16 protein-coding genes are annotated in these 16223 nt (G+C 38.5%); all 16 read left to right on the plus strand.

All coding sequences use genetic code 11. The features are described 5' to 3' along the window. Positions 1–978 carry an alpha/beta hydrolase gene (locus tag RCG25_RS10875; protein ID WP_308083684.1) on the plus strand — a complete coding sequence of 326 codons (978 nt, stop codon included), beginning with the start codon at positions 1–3 and terminating at the stop codon, positions 976–978. Positions 979–1123: 145 nt separating this feature from the next. After that, the gene (locus RCG25_RS10880; RefSeq protein ID WP_308083685.1) at positions 1124–2350 is read left to right on the plus strand and encodes a cell wall-binding protein; all 1227 of its coding nucleotides are present in this window, start codon (positions 1124–1126) and stop codon (positions 2348–2350) included. A gap of 171 nt (positions 2351–2521) precedes the next feature. Further along, positions 2522–2716 carry a hypothetical protein gene (locus RCG25_RS10885; RefSeq protein WP_308083686.1) on the plus strand — a complete coding sequence of 65 codons (195 nt, stop codon included), beginning with the start codon at positions 2522–2524 and terminating at the stop codon, positions 2714–2716. A gap of 368 nt (positions 2717–3084) precedes the next feature. Further along, a complete protein-coding gene (locus RCG25_RS10890) occupies positions 3085–4293 on the plus strand; it encodes an acyl-CoA dehydrogenase (RefSeq protein ID WP_308083687.1) in 1209 nt (402 codons plus the stop codon). Positions 4294–4338: 45 nt separating this feature from the next. Beyond that, complete coding sequence (locus RCG25_RS10895; RefSeq protein WP_308083688.1) at positions 4339–5091, plus strand: SDR family NAD(P)-dependent oxidoreductase; 753 nt, start codon at positions 4339–4341, stop codon at positions 5089–5091. A gap of 31 nt (positions 5092–5122) precedes the next feature. After that, the gene (locus RCG25_RS10900) at positions 5123–6733 is read left to right on the plus strand and encodes a long-chain-fatty-acid--CoA ligase (RefSeq protein ID WP_308083689.1); all 1611 of its coding nucleotides are present in this window, start codon (positions 5123–5125) and stop codon (positions 6731–6733) included. A gap of 125 nt (positions 6734–6858) precedes the next feature. Continuing rightward, positions 6859–7425: a TetR/AcrR family transcriptional regulator gene (locus RCG25_RS10905; RefSeq protein ID WP_308083690.1), complete on the plus strand. Its 567-nt coding sequence runs from the start codon at positions 6859–6861 to the stop codon at positions 7423–7425. Positions 7426–7548: 123 nt separating this feature from the next. Further along, entirely contained in the window at positions 7549–7950 is a 402-nt protein-coding gene (locus tag RCG25_RS10910; RefSeq protein WP_308083691.1) for an acyl-CoA thioesterase, read from the plus strand. A gap of 55 nt (positions 7951–8005) precedes the next feature. After that, positions 8006–9082: a phosphotransferase family protein gene (locus tag RCG25_RS10915; RefSeq protein ID WP_308083692.1), complete on the plus strand. Its 1077-nt coding sequence runs from the start codon at positions 8006–8008 to the stop codon at positions 9080–9082. Positions 9083–9099: 17 nt separating this feature from the next. Beyond that, positions 9100–9834, plus strand: coding sequence for a 2-phosphosulfolactate phosphatase (locus RCG25_RS10920; RefSeq protein WP_308083693.1), 735 nt, complete (start codon positions 9100–9102; stop codon positions 9832–9834). 50 nt (positions 9835–9884) lie between these two features. Next, positions 9885–10658: an SDR family NAD(P)-dependent oxidoreductase gene (locus RCG25_RS10925; protein ID WP_308083694.1), complete on the plus strand. Its 774-nt coding sequence runs from the start codon at positions 9885–9887 to the stop codon at positions 10656–10658. A gap of 52 nt (positions 10659–10710) precedes the next feature. Continuing rightward, positions 10711–11490 carry an enoyl-CoA hydratase/isomerase family protein gene (locus RCG25_RS10930; protein ID WP_308083695.1) on the plus strand — a complete coding sequence of 260 codons (780 nt, stop codon included), beginning with the start codon at positions 10711–10713 and terminating at the stop codon, positions 11488–11490. A gap of 12 nt (positions 11491–11502) precedes the next feature. Then, complete coding sequence (locus RCG25_RS10935; protein ID WP_308083696.1) at positions 11503–12477, plus strand: quinone oxidoreductase family protein; 975 nt, start codon at positions 11503–11505, stop codon at positions 12475–12477. Positions 12478–12557: 80 nt separating this feature from the next. After that, on the plus strand, positions 12558–13553 hold the full coding sequence (locus tag RCG25_RS10940; RefSeq protein WP_308083697.1) for a phosphotriesterase family protein: 996 nt from the start codon (positions 12558–12560) through the stop codon (positions 13551–13553). 424 nt (positions 13554–13977) lie between these two features. Further along, the gene (locus RCG25_RS10945; RefSeq protein WP_308083698.1) at positions 13978–14679 is read left to right on the plus strand and encodes a winged helix-turn-helix domain-containing protein; all 702 of its coding nucleotides are present in this window, start codon (positions 13978–13980) and stop codon (positions 14677–14679) included. Next, positions 14651–16081, plus strand: coding sequence for an ATP-binding protein (locus RCG25_RS10950; protein WP_308083699.1), 1431 nt, complete (start codon positions 14651–14653; stop codon positions 16079–16081). The genes RCG25_RS10945 and RCG25_RS10950 overlap by 29 nt, the downstream gene beginning before the upstream one ends. Positions 16082–16223 lie beyond the last annotated feature (142 nt).

The raw sequence follows: 16223 nt of genomic DNA on the forward strand, positions 1-16223 counted from the left end.
ATGAAAATTAAAGAAAAAGATGTCACCATTCAAGGCCACGTAGCACTTAAAGGAACATTAAGTATGCCAGAAATGAGGATTGAAAAAAGTCCAGCGATTTTAATTATAGTGGGTTCTGGAAAAATAGACCGTAATGGAAAAGTAAACAAAAAATTGGATCTTAAACTATATCGTCAATTGGCTGAATATTTAACATCTATTGGATATATTACCCTTAGATATGATAAACGAGGTGTTGCGGAAAGTGAAGGAGACTTTTTAACAACAGGATTATGGGATTTGGTGGATGACGCACAGGCCGCTGTTCATTTTTTGAAAAGTCTTCCTGAAGTAGACTCGAAAAGTGTTATTGTCCTTGGGCATAGCGAAGGCTGTACTATTGGAGCTGCTGTTGCAGCACGGGAAAGTCTTGGCGGGTTAATTCTACTTTCAGGTGCTGTTGAAAGAATAAGCGAAGCATTAAAACGGCAGAGGGATATTGCAGTAGATGACATCAAACATGCAAAGGGATTTCAAGGATTTTTATTACGTCTATTTGGTACACATAATAAAGTGGAACAACAGGCGCAAAAAGCCATTAATAAGGTACTTCAGTCAACGGATGATGTGATGAAAGTAAACTTTGTTAAAACAAATGCGAAATGGATGCGAGAACATTTTAATTATAATGTTAGAGAGGATTTATCAAAAGTAACATGTCCAGTTCTTGCCATAACTGGAGCACGCGACGTTCAGGCGAATCCAGCAGTCCTGAACGATTTACCTCTTTACGTTAAAGGAGATGCACAATTTAAGGTAATCGAAAATATGGCACACTCTTGTAAACTTGTCACATATAACTCAACTATTTTTACGATGAAAAAAGACATTGTGGCACAAGGAGATCTTCCAATCCATCCTGAATTAAAGAATCAGCTAGAAGCATGGCTTCAAGATCACTATATAAACACTCCAGCAAAACATTCAATAACCATATAGTTAAATATATTAGAGCTTGCCCAACATTTGATGGGCGATTTTTTTTGCTCTTGATAAAATGGTAATTTGGTAGGTTTAATAGAAACCGATATTCCTATAGAATAGTATTTACTGTTGTATTTTGTCAAAGGAGGTTAAAAAAGACTTGAAATTAAGGATTTTTCTTTTACTTACTTTAACAGTAATAGTACTGCATCCATTACCAACATTTGCAAATGAAGAAGTTACGAACAATGGTTGGTATGAAGAGAACGGAAAACAGTATTATTACAAAGACAATCTAGTTGTGAAGGGCTGGGTAGCTCTTGGAGACAATTGGTATTATTTTAACCACAGTGATGGAACACTTCACAAAGGTTGGCTATATGATAATGGCAAATGGTATTTTATGAATAATAATGGGGTAATGCAGCGTGGCTGGTTAAAAGATGACGAAAAATGGTATTACCTTGAAAGCAGTGGGTCAATGAAAAGAGGTTGGCTTTTTAACGGGGGTAAAAGGTATTATCTTGACCTTTCAGGAAAAATGCAAACAGGCTGGATCTATTCAGCAGGGAAGTGGTATTACCTTGCGGATAATGGTGCAATGCAGCAAGGTTGGATACTTGATAATGGGAAATGGTACTTCCTTAGTAAAAACGGTGAAATGCAAAAAGGTTGGATATTACAAAATGACCGTTGGTATTATTTAAATCAATCTGGAGCGATGCAAGTTGGCTGGATTTATTTAGATAGATGGTATTACTTTAATCGTAATGGATGCTGGATTCCTAGTACAATTGCGGATCAGTTTACTACCATAGATGATAATAATCAGTTAATCCTCGTTACGACATCAGGTTATTCCACTAATGTTGCAAAAATACGAACCTTTGAAAAAGTGGATAGCAAGTGGTATGAAAAACAAAATATATCAGGTTTTATTGGAAAAGAAGGCTTTGCTACCATAATGAAAGAAGGGGCAAAAAAGTCTCCAAGAGGGAAATTTTCGATAGGAACCGCATTCGGACGTTATCAAAACCCTGGAACAAAACTGCCATATCGGCAAATTACAAATGACGATGTATGGGTCGATGACCCGGCATCTTCGCTATATAATACTTGGCAAAAACAATCAGAAAATAATAGTCGATGGACAAGTGCGGAAAAAATGAATATTCCAGCCTATAATTATGGATTTGTTATTAATTATAATACGGTGGAGAGAATTCCTGGGGCTGGTTCTGCAATCTTTTTCCATGTGGCAAGTAGTTATACACTGGGATGTACAGGAACGGTACAAAATAATGTCCTGTCCATTCTTAAATGGGTAGATCCTAGTAAACTGCCTGTCATAATTCAAACACCTGAAAGCGAATTCGGTAATTATTAGTAGATGAAACAACTAGAAACTTACTTTGAATTAGGAAGTACTGGGTGAACCAGTACTTTTTATATTTTTATGAAAGTAATGAAAAATTTGTAGAAATATAGTATAGTAGCAGTGTTATAATATGTAGATAAATGCTAGCAATGAGATAATAGTTTTATAGGAGATGCTAACATGACTGAAAACGAAAGAATTCAACTAAATGTAAGAATCACCAAAGAAACCTCAGGAAAACTTGATGAAATTGTCGAGTATTATCAACAAGGACTAAAGCTTGGTAGAATTTATAAGGGTGATGTGTTAACAGATATAATAGAAAAATCGTATGAAGTGATGAATAAGCAGAAAAAATCTTTTAAGAGATATTAATGGAAAAGGTTCGAGAACTTCTCGGCCTTTTTTTTTAGGCTGTGTAAATGAACATTGTTGATTTTTATACTCTGTTGATTGGAGTGGAAGGCACGAAGACTCCTGTGGGAGTACGGTTCAGGGGAGACCCCGCAGGCGTGAACGCCGAGGAGGCTCGCCGAAACGCCCACGGAAAGCGAAGTGCCTGGAGCGGAAATCAACAGACAACTTTAACAAAGCCTTTTTTTAAAACAAGACTATTAAATGGATTGTAAACGTATATTAAATTTATTAGAATATTTAGAAAAGAATTTGAATATTTAAGTTTTGGGAGTATAATTAAACTTATAACATACTAACTGGTTAGTATGGAGAAGGGAGTGGAGAGATTGGATTTTTCATATTCTCAAAAGGTTAAAGATTTGCAAGAAAAGTTAACAGCATTCATGGGGGCTTATGTTTACCCAAATGAATCTGTGTACGAACAGCAATTAAATGAACAGGAGAGTCGTTGGATTGCAGTCCCGCCAATCATGGAGGAACTAAAGGAAAAGGCAAAAGCAGAGGGTTTATGGAATTTGTTTTTACCTGAAAGTGAATTTGGTGCAGGTCTAACCAATTTGGAATATGCTCCTCTTTGCGAAATAATGGGGCGTTCGTTAATTGGACCAGAAGTGTTTAATTGTAGTGCACCTGATACAGGTAATATGGAAGTCATTGTTCGTTATGGTAAGGAACAGCATAAGGAAGAATGGCTGAAACCACTGCTGGCAGGGGAAATTAGGTCATGTTTCTCGATGACAGAACCAGCGGTTGCCTCCTCTGATGCGACCAACATAGAAGCACGAATTGAACGCGACGGTGATGAATACGTCATTAATGGACGAAAATGGTGGTCATCTGGTGCCGGTGATCCTCGCTGTAAAATAGCAATTGTTATGGGGAAAACAGATCCGAATGCTAACCGTCATGAACAACAATCTATGATTCTAGTTCCTCTTGATACCCCTGGGGTAAAAATTGAACGGATGCTGCCAGTGTTTGGATACGATCATGCTCCACATGGACATGGTGAGATTACGTATGAAAATGTAAGAGTTCCTGCCGACAATATCCTTTGGGGAGAAGGAAAGGGATTTGCTATTGCTCAAGGTAGACTGGGTCCTGGAAGAATCCATCACTGTATGAGATTAATCGGTGCAGCTGAGCGAGCACTTGAGGAATTGTGTAAGCGTGTTCAAAGTCGGACCGCTTTTGGAAAGCCGCTTTCTCGCCAAGGTGTAATTGGGGAGTGGATTGCTGATTCAAGGATTGAAATTGAACAAGCTAGGTTGCTAACTTTAAAAGCTGCTTACATGATGGATACTGTTGGTAATAAAGAAGCAAAAACAGAAATTGCCATGATTAAGGTGGTTGCACCATCGATGGCATTGCGTGTGATTGACCGTGCAATTCAAGCATTAGGTGCTGCTGGGGTTTCTAATGATTTTACATTAGCAGCTCAATGGGCAAATGCAAGGACATTGAGATTGGCTGACGGTCCTGATGAAGTTCATCGTGCTCAGCTGGCAAAACTCGAACTACGTAAATATCAATAAAAACGATAGCTAAATTGTGAACTAGATAGAGAAGGGTTGGTACCTATGAGATTAAATAAAAAGATTGCAATTGTAACAGGCGGCGGAAGCGGCATCGGACGTGCAGCCGCCGTCCGTTTTGCCAAAGAAGGAGCGACGGTTGCGGTAGCAGATATTAATTCTATCATGGGTGAAGAGACCGTCAGCATCATAAAAGAGGCAGGGGGAGAGGCTGTTTTTGTTAAAACGGATGTAGCCGATTCAGAACAAATCAAGCAGTTAATTCAGATTACATCCAATACATTTGGCGGCTTACATATTATGTTCAACAATGCAGGTATTGGTAATTCCGAAGTACGGAGTGTGGATTTGGCAGAAGAGGAATGGGACAGAGTAGTTGATATTAACTTGAAAGGCGTATTTCTTGGGATTAAATATGCTGTCCCTGAGATATCCAAATCAGGCGGCGGTTCAATTATTAATACCTCTAGTTTACTTGGACTGAAGGGTCAAAAGTATATGGCTGCTTACAATGCCTCTAAAGCAGGAGTAGTTGTACTGACAAAAAACGCTGCACTTGAGTATGGAAAATACAATATTAGGGTGAATGCGATTGCTCCAGGTGTGATCGATACAAAAATAATTGAAAACTGGAAACAGAACGAGCGTAAGTGGCCAATCATTTCTCGTGCCAATGCACTTGGAAGAATTGGCACACCAGAGGAAGTAGCAAATGCGGTTTTATTCTTAGCGTCAGATGAGGCCTCATTTATTACAGGAACCACTCTTTCAGTTGACGGTGGAGGACTTACGTTTTAATTTAATATGATTACCATATGGAGGGGAACGGATGAGCGAGAACAAAGCCTGGTTGGCACATTATCCTGAAACAATAGAAAAAAATGTAACCATTCCGAATAAACCAATGGGACAAATTCTTCATGATACTGCCTCAAAATTCCCTAACAATTTTGCCCTGTCTTTTTATGGAAAAAAGATCACCTATGGTCAACTTCAAGCCTTAGCACATGATTTTACCTCAGCACTTCAACAAAATGAGGTTCAAAAAGGGGACCGGGTAGCCATCATGCTTCCTAACTGCCCGCAATATGTCATTTCCTATTATGGAATCCTTAATGCTGGGGGAATTGTTACCCAGGTGAACCCTATGTCAGTTGAACGGGAACTTGAGTATATCCTAAATGATTCAGGTACTGAAACTATTGTGGTACTTGATGCATTATATCCAAGGGTGAAAAGTGTTCAATCTCAAACAAATTTGAAGAATATTATTGTTGTTAGCTTACAGTCCTCAGGACAAGATTTTGCGCCGGATAGGAGCTTTGAAAATTTCCTAACAGAAGGTAACGGGAATGTGGTCCCAATTGAATTTGAACCGGAACATGATGTATCAGTGCTTCAATATACTGGAGGTACTACAGGTCGGTCTAAGGGTGCTATGCTGACTCACCGAAACGTGTTAGCTAATGTGATCCAGTGTTATGAATTTTTTAAACATGATTTGGAAGTTGGAAAGGAAAAATGTTTAACCGTAATTCCACTCTTCCATGTATTTGGAATGAGTTCTTGCATGAATCTTTCTATATACACAGCAGGGGAATCAATCATGCTTCCTCGTTTTGATTTAGAAGAAGTCCTTAATACGATAAAAAATGAACAACCTACAATGTTCCCAGGAGTTCCAACCATGTATGTGGCGATTACGAGTCACCCTAAGGCAGAGGAATATGGAATTAATAGTATTCGAACCTGTAACAGTGGTAGTGCACCAATGCCTGTTGAGTTGCTCCGTAGCTTCGAAAAGAAAACAGGTTCGAAGATTTTAGAAGGCTATGGTCTGTCTGAGGCTTCACCAACCACACATTGTAATCCTCCATTTGCAGAGCGGAAACCTGGTAGTGTAGGTATTGGAATGCCTTCTACTGAATATAAAATTGTCGATTTAGCAACGGGTACGAAAGAGGTATCTGTAGGTGAACTTGGGGAGGTCATCATTAAAGGTCCGCAAATTATGAAGGGCTATTGGAATATGCCTGAAGAAACTGCTAATACATTACGGGATGGTTGGCTTTATACAGGCGATATTGCCAAAATAGATGAAGATGGTTATTTATACATCGTCGATCGAAAAAAAGATATGATTATTGCTAGCGGCTTCAATATTTATCCTCGCGACATCGAAGAGGTGTTATATGAACATCCTGTTGTTCAAGAAGCTGTTTGCATTGGAGTTCCCGACCCATACAGGGGAGAAGATGTGAAGGCTGTAATAGTCTTGAAGGCTGGTAAAAAGGCTACTGAAGAAGACATAATTCAATTCTGTAGGCAGAACCTTGCGGCATATAAGGTGCCTCGTTTGGTTGAATTTCGTGAGCAATTGCCTAAAACAGGTGTGGGAAAAATCCTTCGCCGGGCCTTGAGAGACGAAGTCAAACAATGATAGATGACGTTATATTGAGAGAGTGAAAAGCACAATGACAAATATTTATTCATTCATTAAAGGAGCGTTTGATAGTATGGTATAATTTCTATTAGATATTTTTTACAGATTGCGGGGACAGAACGGTGAAGGAAAAAATCACAGGACAAAGCATCCAATTATTTGAAAAGAAGGGTTTTAGTGAAACCTCGATTCAGGATATAGTGGATTCGCTAGGTGTAACAAAGGGGACTTTTTACTATTACTTTTCAAGTAAAGAGGAACTGCTCATGGACATCCATCTAGGGTATATTAATGAGCTGCTTGTCCACCAGGAACAAATATTAAATGATACATCAAAAAATTGTAAGCAAAAATTATTTGAGATTGTGAATATGCTTATAACGAATATTCAACGGCAGGGAGCAGCAGCAAAGATCTTTTTTAGAGAAATGAAAAATCTAAGCTCTGAGCGTCTGGCGTTGATTGTTCCTAAACGGGATCAATTTCGTTTAAATATTGAAGCACTTATTAACGATGGCATTTCCAAAAAGGAGTTTCGGCAAGATCTAAATGCACGTATTGTTACTATGGGTATTCTAGGTATTACCAATTGGAGCTATCAATGGTTTAATCCAAATGGCATGGTCTCTGATCGTGAAGTCGCAGAGATTTTTGTCGAAATGATTTTAAAGGGAATTCAAGAAAATTGAAGAAAAAATGAGAGAGGGTTCTTTAAATAAACATACCCCCTCTTTTTTTAAAAAATAAATACCAACCGGTTAGTATTAAACGTATTTATATCTACATTGTTGTGTGAGGTGAATATCAACAGGATGCATGAGATACGGGTACAAGTAAGATTCGGGGAAACTGATGCGTTGGGTCATATTAATAATACAAGTTACTTCATTTATTTGGAGGAAGCACGGATCCGCTTTATTGAAGCATTAGGTTATAAGATGGATAGTGGGAATTGGAATTTTATTCTTGCGTCAACCAAATGCGATTTTATCAGCCAAGGCTATTTTAATCAAAGCCTACTGATTAATACCTATGTGTCGAAAATAGGAAACAAGAGTTTTCAATTAGAACATGATATTATCTGTTCTAAAACTAACCAACTTTTAGCTAAGGGAAATGCAATCATGGTTTACTTTGACTTTGAGAAACAAAAAAGTGAACTGCTGCCTGACTTGTTAAAAGAAGAACTTAAAAGCTTTTTTGTTCACTGTTAGACATGACATTTCATTTTAAAGAGACTGAATTTTCTGAAAAGAAAGGAGGAAACATATGTCGCGCCAAATGAATAAGGATACAATTCCTGTTCGAAAAGGAGAAGAGTTGAATTTAGTAGTATTGGAAAAGTTCTTACGTGAAACGTTTGAAACGATGCCAGCCGGGCCACTTGAGATTTTACAATTCTCTGCTGGTCATTCAAATTTAACCTATCAACTAAAAATGGGTGAGTGGGAAGCGGTTTTAAGACGTCCTCCACTTGGCCCAGTTGCACCGAAGGCTCATGATATGAAACGGGAATATAAAATACTTTCTGAGTTAAATCCGTTTTTTTCAGTGGCGCCCAAGCCCCTTCTTTTTTCAGATAACATCGACATTGTGGGTAGCTCATTTTTCCTCATGGAAAGAAAAAATGGGATCGTGATTGACACTTCCTTCCCAGATGGAATTCAAGTGACAAAAGAACTTTGTCAACACCTATCTGAAGTTATGGTTGAGAAATTGGTAGAACTACATGCCATCGACTATAAACAAACCGGTCTATCATTAATTAGCAAGCCAGCAGGCTTCATGGAAAGACAGGTACACGGTTGGATTAGCAGGTATGAAAGGGCTAAAACGGATGAAATAGCTGTTGTTGATACCTTGAAAAAATGGCTAGTTGACCATATTCCTAGAGAACATGAATCTACAATTATTCATTATGATTATAAGTTCAATAATGCCATGTATAATGAGCAATTTACAGAAATGGTAGGTTTATTTGACTGGGAGATGACCACAGTTGGAGACCCACTGGCGGACCTTGGCGTTGCTATGAGCTATTGGAATCAAAGTGATGATTCCGACCTGTTGATTAAAGGACTTGGAAGGGAGCCAGTCACGGCAGTTTATGATGGATTTTTCACCAGAAATCAATTTATTGAGCTTTATGCCCAAAAAAGTGGACGCGATATTTCCAACTTTAATTTCTATTTGACCTTTGCTTACTTTAAGCTGGCTGTGATTGGACAACAAATCTATTATCGCTTTAAAAAAGGTCAGACAAATGATATGCGTTTTGCTAATTTTAACCATTTTGTAAAAAATCTCATCCTGCACGCAGCACATGTGGCTGATCAAAAGGTTTAAAGGGGAGCTGAAAGTGCATGACAAAAGTTCACCTTCTCATGAAGAAAGAAGAAATTAAAGAAGAGAAATTGGCAGAAGGAAATAAAATTGCCGTTGTTTTAGATGTGCTTTTGGCAACAACAACAATCGTATCTGCATTAAAGGAGGGTGCTAAGGAAGTCATTCCCGTTTTAAACAGCAATGAAGCCTTAGAACTCGCAAAAAGATATAAACAAGGTGAATATGTTCTTGCAGGTGAGTTGAATGCTAACCCCATTGAAGGGTTTGTTTATCCGAGTCCAACCTTAATTGGAGAAGCCATCGCTGGTAGGACATTAATTTTATCTACTACGAATGGAACTGTTGCTTTAAGAAAATCACTATATGCAGATAAAATATATATCGCTTCAATAATGAATAATCCTGCTGTTGCCAATGCCCTTCAAAAATGTAACGATAATCAAACCATTCTTGTTATCTGTTCCGGAAATTCAGGAGAAATAAGTCTTGAAGATTTTTATGGTGCTGGACATTTCATAGATTGCTTGTTGAAAAATGGGAAGTTTGACTTAACAGATGCAGCTAAAGCAGCATTGTATTTTTATAGAGGCCAGGATGATTCATATGAAATACTGCAAGATTCCTATGTTGGTAAATTACTTGAAAAATATAATCAACAAACAGATTTGACATTGGCAGCATCAAAAGGAAGCGCTTCAATTGTTCCCGTTTTAAAGAATGGAAGAGTAGTAATTGATACCATCTTTGTTTGAAGAAAGCTCTAGTTCCGAAGTAAATAATTTTCATGAGGGGGGTGGGGAAGATGAGGTTTTCGCAATCGATTGCAGTAGTGACAGGGGCTGGAAGCGGAATTGGCAGGGCTTCTGCTATTCGCCTTGCAAACGAAGGTGCCAAGGTCATCTTAGTTGGAAGGACAAGGGTGAAACTCGAAAAAACAGCGGAGGAAATCAATCGCACGAGTAAGATCCCGCTCGCTGAAATATTCACGGCTGATTGTACAGATTCAGAGGATGTAGCGGAATTAGCCGAATATGTTCAAGTGCAATATGGAGACCTACATGTTCTTGTAAATAATGCAGGCGGTTCTCGACATTCAAGAATTTTGGAGATAACAGAACAGGACTGGGACTATGTCCAGGATGCTAATTTAAAAAGTGTGTTTTTAGTTTCAAAGGCGCTAGGGAAAATCATGATAGAAGGGGCAAAGCATGAAGAACAACGAAGCCGAGCAATTGTAAACGTCGCCTCGTTGTCAGGACATCAGGCAGGTGTAGAAATACCTCATTATAGTGCAGCTAAAGCCGGGGTCATTAATTTCACACGATCACTTGCTTTAGAATTAGCACCTTTTGGCATTCGAGTCAATTCTGTGTCACCCGGATTTGTTGAAACTCCTCTAACAGAAAAAGGTTTAAAAAATGATCGATTCGTAAGAGCAATACAAAGAAACACAGCTTTACAGCGTGTGGGTAATCCTGAAGAAATTGCCAGTGTCATCGCTTTTGCTGCTTCACCTGAAGCATCCTATATGACAGGAGCGGATCTTTTAGTTGACGGTGGTTGGCTCATTAAATAAACGTGATTAGAAACCATTTAACTATATTATTTGATATGAAAGGAAGATGTATATGACTCAAGAACATTTAATTGTTGAAAAATTAGGACCGGTACTTTCTCTAACCTTAAATCGACCAGAAAGCTTAAACGCTTTTAGTCCAGAAATGATAATAGGATTAAAGGATGCTCTTTATAGTGCACAACAGGATGAGGACGTGCAGGTCATTGTTTTATCAGGAGCTGGCCGTTCATTTAGTGCGGGTGGCGATGTTAAAACCATGGGGCAGGCTAAAGGTGTTCAAGTATACGATCATATCGGCAGGCTTAATGAACTCATCTTACTAATGAAAGATACGGAAAAACCAATTATTGCGGCAGTACATGGGTTTGCTGCTGGTGCCGGTGTCAACTTAGCCCTCGCTTGTGACTTAATTGTGGCTGCTGAAGAAAGTAAATTTGCCTTAAGCTTTTCACAGGTAGGGCTGGTTTCCGATGGGGGCGGTTCGTATTTACTACCAAGGTTGATTGGACCACATTTAGCAAAGCAATTCTTGTTTACAGCTGAACCAATTCCAGCAGAAAGATTATATCAGCTGGGTGTTATTAATTACCTTGTTCCAGTTGAAAAGCTTCAGGAGGAAACAACGAAGTTTGCTCTGAAATTAGCACATGGTCCTGGAAAAGCATACGGAAAGCAAAAGAAGTTAATTGATCAAGCATTCACATCCTCACTGGCGGACATTCTTGAACAGGAGCGTCTGATCCAGACACTGATGGTACAGACAGAGGACCACCAAGAAGGCATTGCAGCATTTAAAGAAAAGAGAAAACCAGCTTTTAAAGGGAAGTAGGAGATGAATGGTATGAAAGCAGTACAATTAAAGGAATATGGTGGACCGGAAGTATTAAATCTAGTGGATATTGAAAGACCTGTTCCTAAAGGTCACGAAGTACTGATAGAAATCAAGGCTATTGGTGTGAACTATGCTGATACAGCGCGAAGAGAAGGACAATATGTGGTAAAAACACCTCTTCCGTTCATACCCGGTGCTGAGATTGCGGGAATTGTCGCTGAAGTGGGAGAAAATGTAACAAAAGTAAAGCCAGGGACCAGAATTGTTACGTTAATTGAATCGGGAGGATATGCTGAATTTGCTCTAGCCGATGAACGTGCTCTAATTCCAATCCCTGAACAATTAGATTTTCATACAGCAGTTGCCCTACCACTCCAAGGTTTAAGTGCTTATCATATTTTAAAAACAATGGGTCGTTTAGAAAAGGGGGAAAGTGTCCTCGTTCATGCGGCTGCAGGCGGCGTAGGTACCATCGCTGTACAGCTTGCTAAATTGTTCGGTGCAGGAAAAATAATTGCTACCGCAAGCTCCGATGAAAAATTAGCGTTAGCTCGTGAAATGGGAGCAGATGTACTTATCAACTATACAGAGCCTGAATGGGAACAACAGGTTCTCGAGGCAACAGATGGTAGAGGTGTAAACGTTGCCCTAGAAATGGTCGGCGGGGAAGTTTTCAATAAAACCGTGAGGTGTCTTGCCACATTTGGTCGACTTGTCATCTTTGGTGCCGCAAGCGGGGAACAAAGTCGTTTCTATCCATCCTCACTAATGGCAAGAAATCAATCAGTGATCGGATTCTTTCTGCCACAAATTATGAGAAAACAAGAATTATTGCAACCTAGTTTAGTAGAGCTTCTTACCTATTTAGGTGAAGGGAAACTAAAACTTACAATAGGCGGTGTTTTCCCATTAGAGGAAGCAGCACAAGTCCATACCCTTTTACAATCACGGAAAACACAAGGAAAACTCATTTTAGAACCATAAACAGTTAGCACCTAGTCTACCCATACTAATCTATCCATTTTTCTTATTTTTAGTAGAAAATTGAAAGGGTGAACCAATTTATGAAAAATGTTGAAACAGTTACAGGTCCAATTCCCGTTGATAAACTTGGAAAGACACTTATTCATGAACACTTTATTTTTGGATATCCAGGATTCCAAGGTGACGTAACTCTAGGTCCTTTTAAGGAAGAAGAGTTCTTAGAAGCAGCTATTGCTGTAGCAAGACAAATCCAGAGTTTTGGTGTTCAAACGGTTGTGGACCCGACTCCTAATGAATGTGGTAGAGATCCACTATTCTTAAAAAAAGTTTCAGAAGCAACTGGATTACAAATTATTTGTGCGACCGGATATTATTATGAAGGGGAGGGGGCTCCTCCATACTTCAAGTTCAGACAGGCATTAGGTACTGCTGAAGAAGAAATTTATGAAATGTATAAAAAAGAGATATCAGAAGGAATTGCCGGAACAGGAGTTAAACCAGGCATTATTAAGCTAGCATCCAGCAAAGACCAGATTACTGAGTATGAAAAAATGTTCTTCCGGGCTGCAGCAAGGGTACAAAAGGAAACTGGCATCGTAATCTTAACTCATACACAAGAAGGAACAATGGGTCCAGATCAGGCGAGAATGTTAATTGAACTTGGTGCTGACCCAAGTAAGATTATTATTGGTCATATGTGCGGAAATACTAACCCTGAATACCATAAGGAAGTCATGGACCAGGGAGTCAGAATCGGGTTTGACCGGTTTGGAATCCAAGGAATGGTTGGAGCACCATTCGACCAAGAAAGAGTGGCAACTTTAATGGATTTGTTGGATGCTGGTTACGAAGATCAAATTTTACTAGCTCATGATTCCGTTAATATTTGGTTAGGACGGCCTCCAATTATGAACGAGCAAGTGATGAAAATAATGGAGAATTGGCACCCTGGTCATATCTTTGAAAACATCCTACCAACACTTAGAGAGAATGGGGTAACAGAGACACAAATCGATAAAATGCTAGGCAGGAACGCTGAAGCATTGTTTACTGGAGCACCATCAAAAGTTTTTTAACACTTTCCAAAAAGAGGACTTGAATATTAATTCAAGCCTCTTTTTTATGCTTTTGGCTTTGTTATAGATTATATTGATTTAACACACCTGTTGATTGGAGCGGAAGGCGCGTAGACTCCTGCGGTAGTACGGGGCAGGGGAGACCCCGCAGGAGCGAAGCGACGAGGAGGCTCCCCGGAACGTCCGCGGAAAGCGAAGCGCCTGGAGCGGAAATCAACAGACAATTTTAAGAAAGCCCAAATTTTTAAATGAAATATTAAAAAACTATGAACAAAGTATTAATTAGTCGGGAAGAATGCTCTTAATTGTTGATATGCATAAAATTTGAGATAAACTAAAAAGTAAGAATCATTTATCTATATTAAATGGATTGCAGTTGTCTTTAATAAGGTATTTCCACGTTTTTATTTAGGAGATGAGCATTTTGAGAATATTAGTGATTGAAGATAGTAAGAGTGTTTGCTCGATGATTGAAATGTTTTTTGCAAAAGAAGGAATTGAGGGAGAATTTGTAAATGATGGTCTAGAAGGCTATAACCGCTTTAAAAGTGAAACTTGGGATGCGCTAATTGTTGATTGGATGCTGCCAAGTATGGATGGAGTAACTATTTGCAGAAAGATTCGCGAAGAGAAGTTTACAGTTCCGATTATTATGTTAACTGCAAAGGATAGTGAATCTGATCAAGTGTTAGGTTTAGAAATGGGTGCAGATGATTATGTGACAAAGCCTTTTAGTCCTCTTACACTAATGGCAAGAATTAAGGCAGTAACGCGAAGATTCCAAACGCAGATTCCAATGGAGCAGAAAAATATGGTTCAAACAGAATATTTTAATGTCAATAAAGATACTAGAGAAGTGATTGTTGACGGTACACCAATAACCAACTTAACACCAAAGGAATTTGATCTTCTGTACTTTATGGTGGAGCATCCACGGCAAGTCTTTTCAAGAGAGCAGTTGCTTGAAAGTGTTTGGGGATATCAGTTTTACGGTGATGAAAGAACGGTTGATGTTCATATTAAAAGGCTACGGAAGAAGGTTGAGACCACTTCACAGCCATTCTTTCATACTGTTTGGGGAGTAGGGTATAAATTTGATGAGTCCATCAAAACCGATCAAGTTTAAATATTTCTATCAGCAGTTTTTTAGCCATATTAGTATTATTATTGTTGCCTTTTTAATTCTAAGTCTCTTGTTTGCTCATTATGTGGAAAATTTAGTTTATCAGAATAAGGCAGATGAACTTATTTCGTATGGCAAAGCCATTTTAACAGATATGAAAGAAACTCCTTTCGCGACTAAGGAAATTATGAATCAATATAGTACAGTATTAGCTGCACGAAAAATGAGTTTTAGTATGTTTGATGAGGATGGTAATCTGTATTTAGTTGGGAAACGCGGACCAGCTATTAAAGGGTTATCTGATAAGGAATGGAAGAAAATTACCGAAGGACAAACACTCATAGTACAAAGTGATTTTAAAAGGTTTGGACAGGAGGGGGTAACATTTGTTGTCTTACCTTATCATGATAATGGGAGATTTGTTGGCGGAATTTTGTTAACTTCCCCTATTAGTGGTTCTAGCGATATGATTCGTCAAATCAATAAATTTTTACTCTATACAATTTTAATTGCCTCTGCTGTTTCGTTGTTATTAAGCTGGTTTTTATCAAGAATACATGTAAACCGTATTAAACGTCTTCGTGAAGCGACATCACTTGTTTCAGCGGGAAATTATCATGTTAATGTAAAATCTTCCAATTTTGATGAGATTGGTGAGTTAGCAAAGGATTTTAATCATATGGTGGATAAAATTAATACGTCAATGGAAGAAATCGAGAGTCTTGAAAACAGAAGAAGGCAGTTTATGGCAGATGTTTCTCATGAGATGAGGACGCCTTTAACGACCATCAGTGGAGTAATTGAGGGATTGAGAAATAATATGATTCCTGAGAAAGACAAAGAAAAGGGTATTAATCTTGTCAGTCACGAAGCCAAAAGATTAATTCGGCTTGTCAATGAAAACCTAGATTTTGAGAAAATTCGTTCCAATCAAATCCAATTGTTTAGAGAAGACATACAGCTTCTAGAAGTATTGGAAATCATCCAAGAACAATTATTACTACAGGCGGAAGAGAAAAATAATAAGCTCATTGTCGATGTAGAACCGGATATCATGGTGAATGCCGACTATGACCGCCTTGTTCAAATCTTGATCAACATTACCAAAAATAGCATTCAATTTACTACTAATGGGACTATTTGGTTAAGAGGAAAAATGAATGTGAACTGGGTTATTATTGAAGTAGAAGATACGGGGATTGGAATTGACCCAAATGAATTAGAAAATATATGGCGTCGTTTTTACAAAGCCGATATCTCAAGAACAAGTAACCCATATGGGGAGTTTGGTTTAGGTCTTTCGATTGTAAAACAATTGGTATTGTTGCATAACGGCGAAATTGAAGTGTTTAGTGAAAAAGGAAAAGGGACCAAATTTGTGATTCGTTTTCAAAAAATACACTGAGGAGAGCTACAGACATGTCTGTAGCTTTTTTTATGTATAAAATTCCACTTCGAGAATTGTCCAGCTCCAGCGCCTAGCCCCTCGGGTCAAATAACCTTCGACAATAAAAGTCAAAAGGCGGACTTTTCTTGCCGAAGAACAT

It is taken from the genome of Neobacillus sp. PS2-9 (assembly GCF_030915525.1).
Taxonomy (GTDB): domain Bacteria; phylum Bacillota; class Bacilli; order Bacillales; family Cytobacillaceae; genus Neobacillus.

Bases quoted from the DNA above. Each gene is read 5' to 3' on its own strand.
- RCG25_RS10875 (WP_308083684.1), top strand. From the start codon at position 1: ATGAAAATTAAAGAAAAAGATGTCACCATTCAAGGCCACGTAGCACTT.
- RCG25_RS10885 (WP_308083686.1), top strand. From the start codon at position 2,522: ATGACTGAAAACGAAAGAATTCAACTAAATGTAAGAATCACCAAAGAA.
- RCG25_RS10895 (WP_308083688.1), top strand. From the start codon at position 4,339: ATGAGATTAAATAAAAAGATTGCAATTGTAACAGGCGGCGGAAGCGGC.
- RCG25_RS10900 (WP_308083689.1), top strand. From the start codon at position 5,123: ATGAGCGAGAACAAAGCCTGGTTGGCACATTATCCTGAAACAATAGAA.
- RCG25_RS10910 (WP_308083691.1), top strand. From the start codon at position 7,549: ATGCATGAGATACGGGTACAAGTAAGATTCGGGGAAACTGATGCGTTG.
- RCG25_RS10915 (WP_308083692.1), top strand. From the start codon at position 8,006: ATGTCGCGCCAAATGAATAAGGATACAATTCCTGTTCGAAAAGGAGAA.
- RCG25_RS10920 (WP_308083693.1), top strand. From the start codon at position 9,100: ATGACAAAAGTTCACCTTCTCATGAAGAAAGAAGAAATTAAAGAAGAG.
- RCG25_RS10925 (WP_308083694.1), top strand. From the start codon at position 9,885: ATGAGGTTTTCGCAATCGATTGCAGTAGTGACAGGGGCTGGAAGCGGA.
- RCG25_RS10930 (WP_308083695.1), top strand. From the start codon at position 10,711: ATGACTCAAGAACATTTAATTGTTGAAAAATTAGGACCGGTACTTTCT.
- RCG25_RS10935 (WP_308083696.1), top strand. From the start codon at position 11,503: ATGAAAGCAGTACAATTAAAGGAATATGGTGGACCGGAAGTATTAAAT.
- RCG25_RS10940 (WP_308083697.1), top strand. From the start codon at position 12,558: ATGAAAAATGTTGAAACAGTTACAGGTCCAATTCCCGTTGATAAACTT.
- RCG25_RS10950 (WP_308083699.1), top strand. From the start codon at position 14,651: ATGAGTCCATCAAAACCGATCAAGTTTAAATATTTCTATCAGCAGTTT.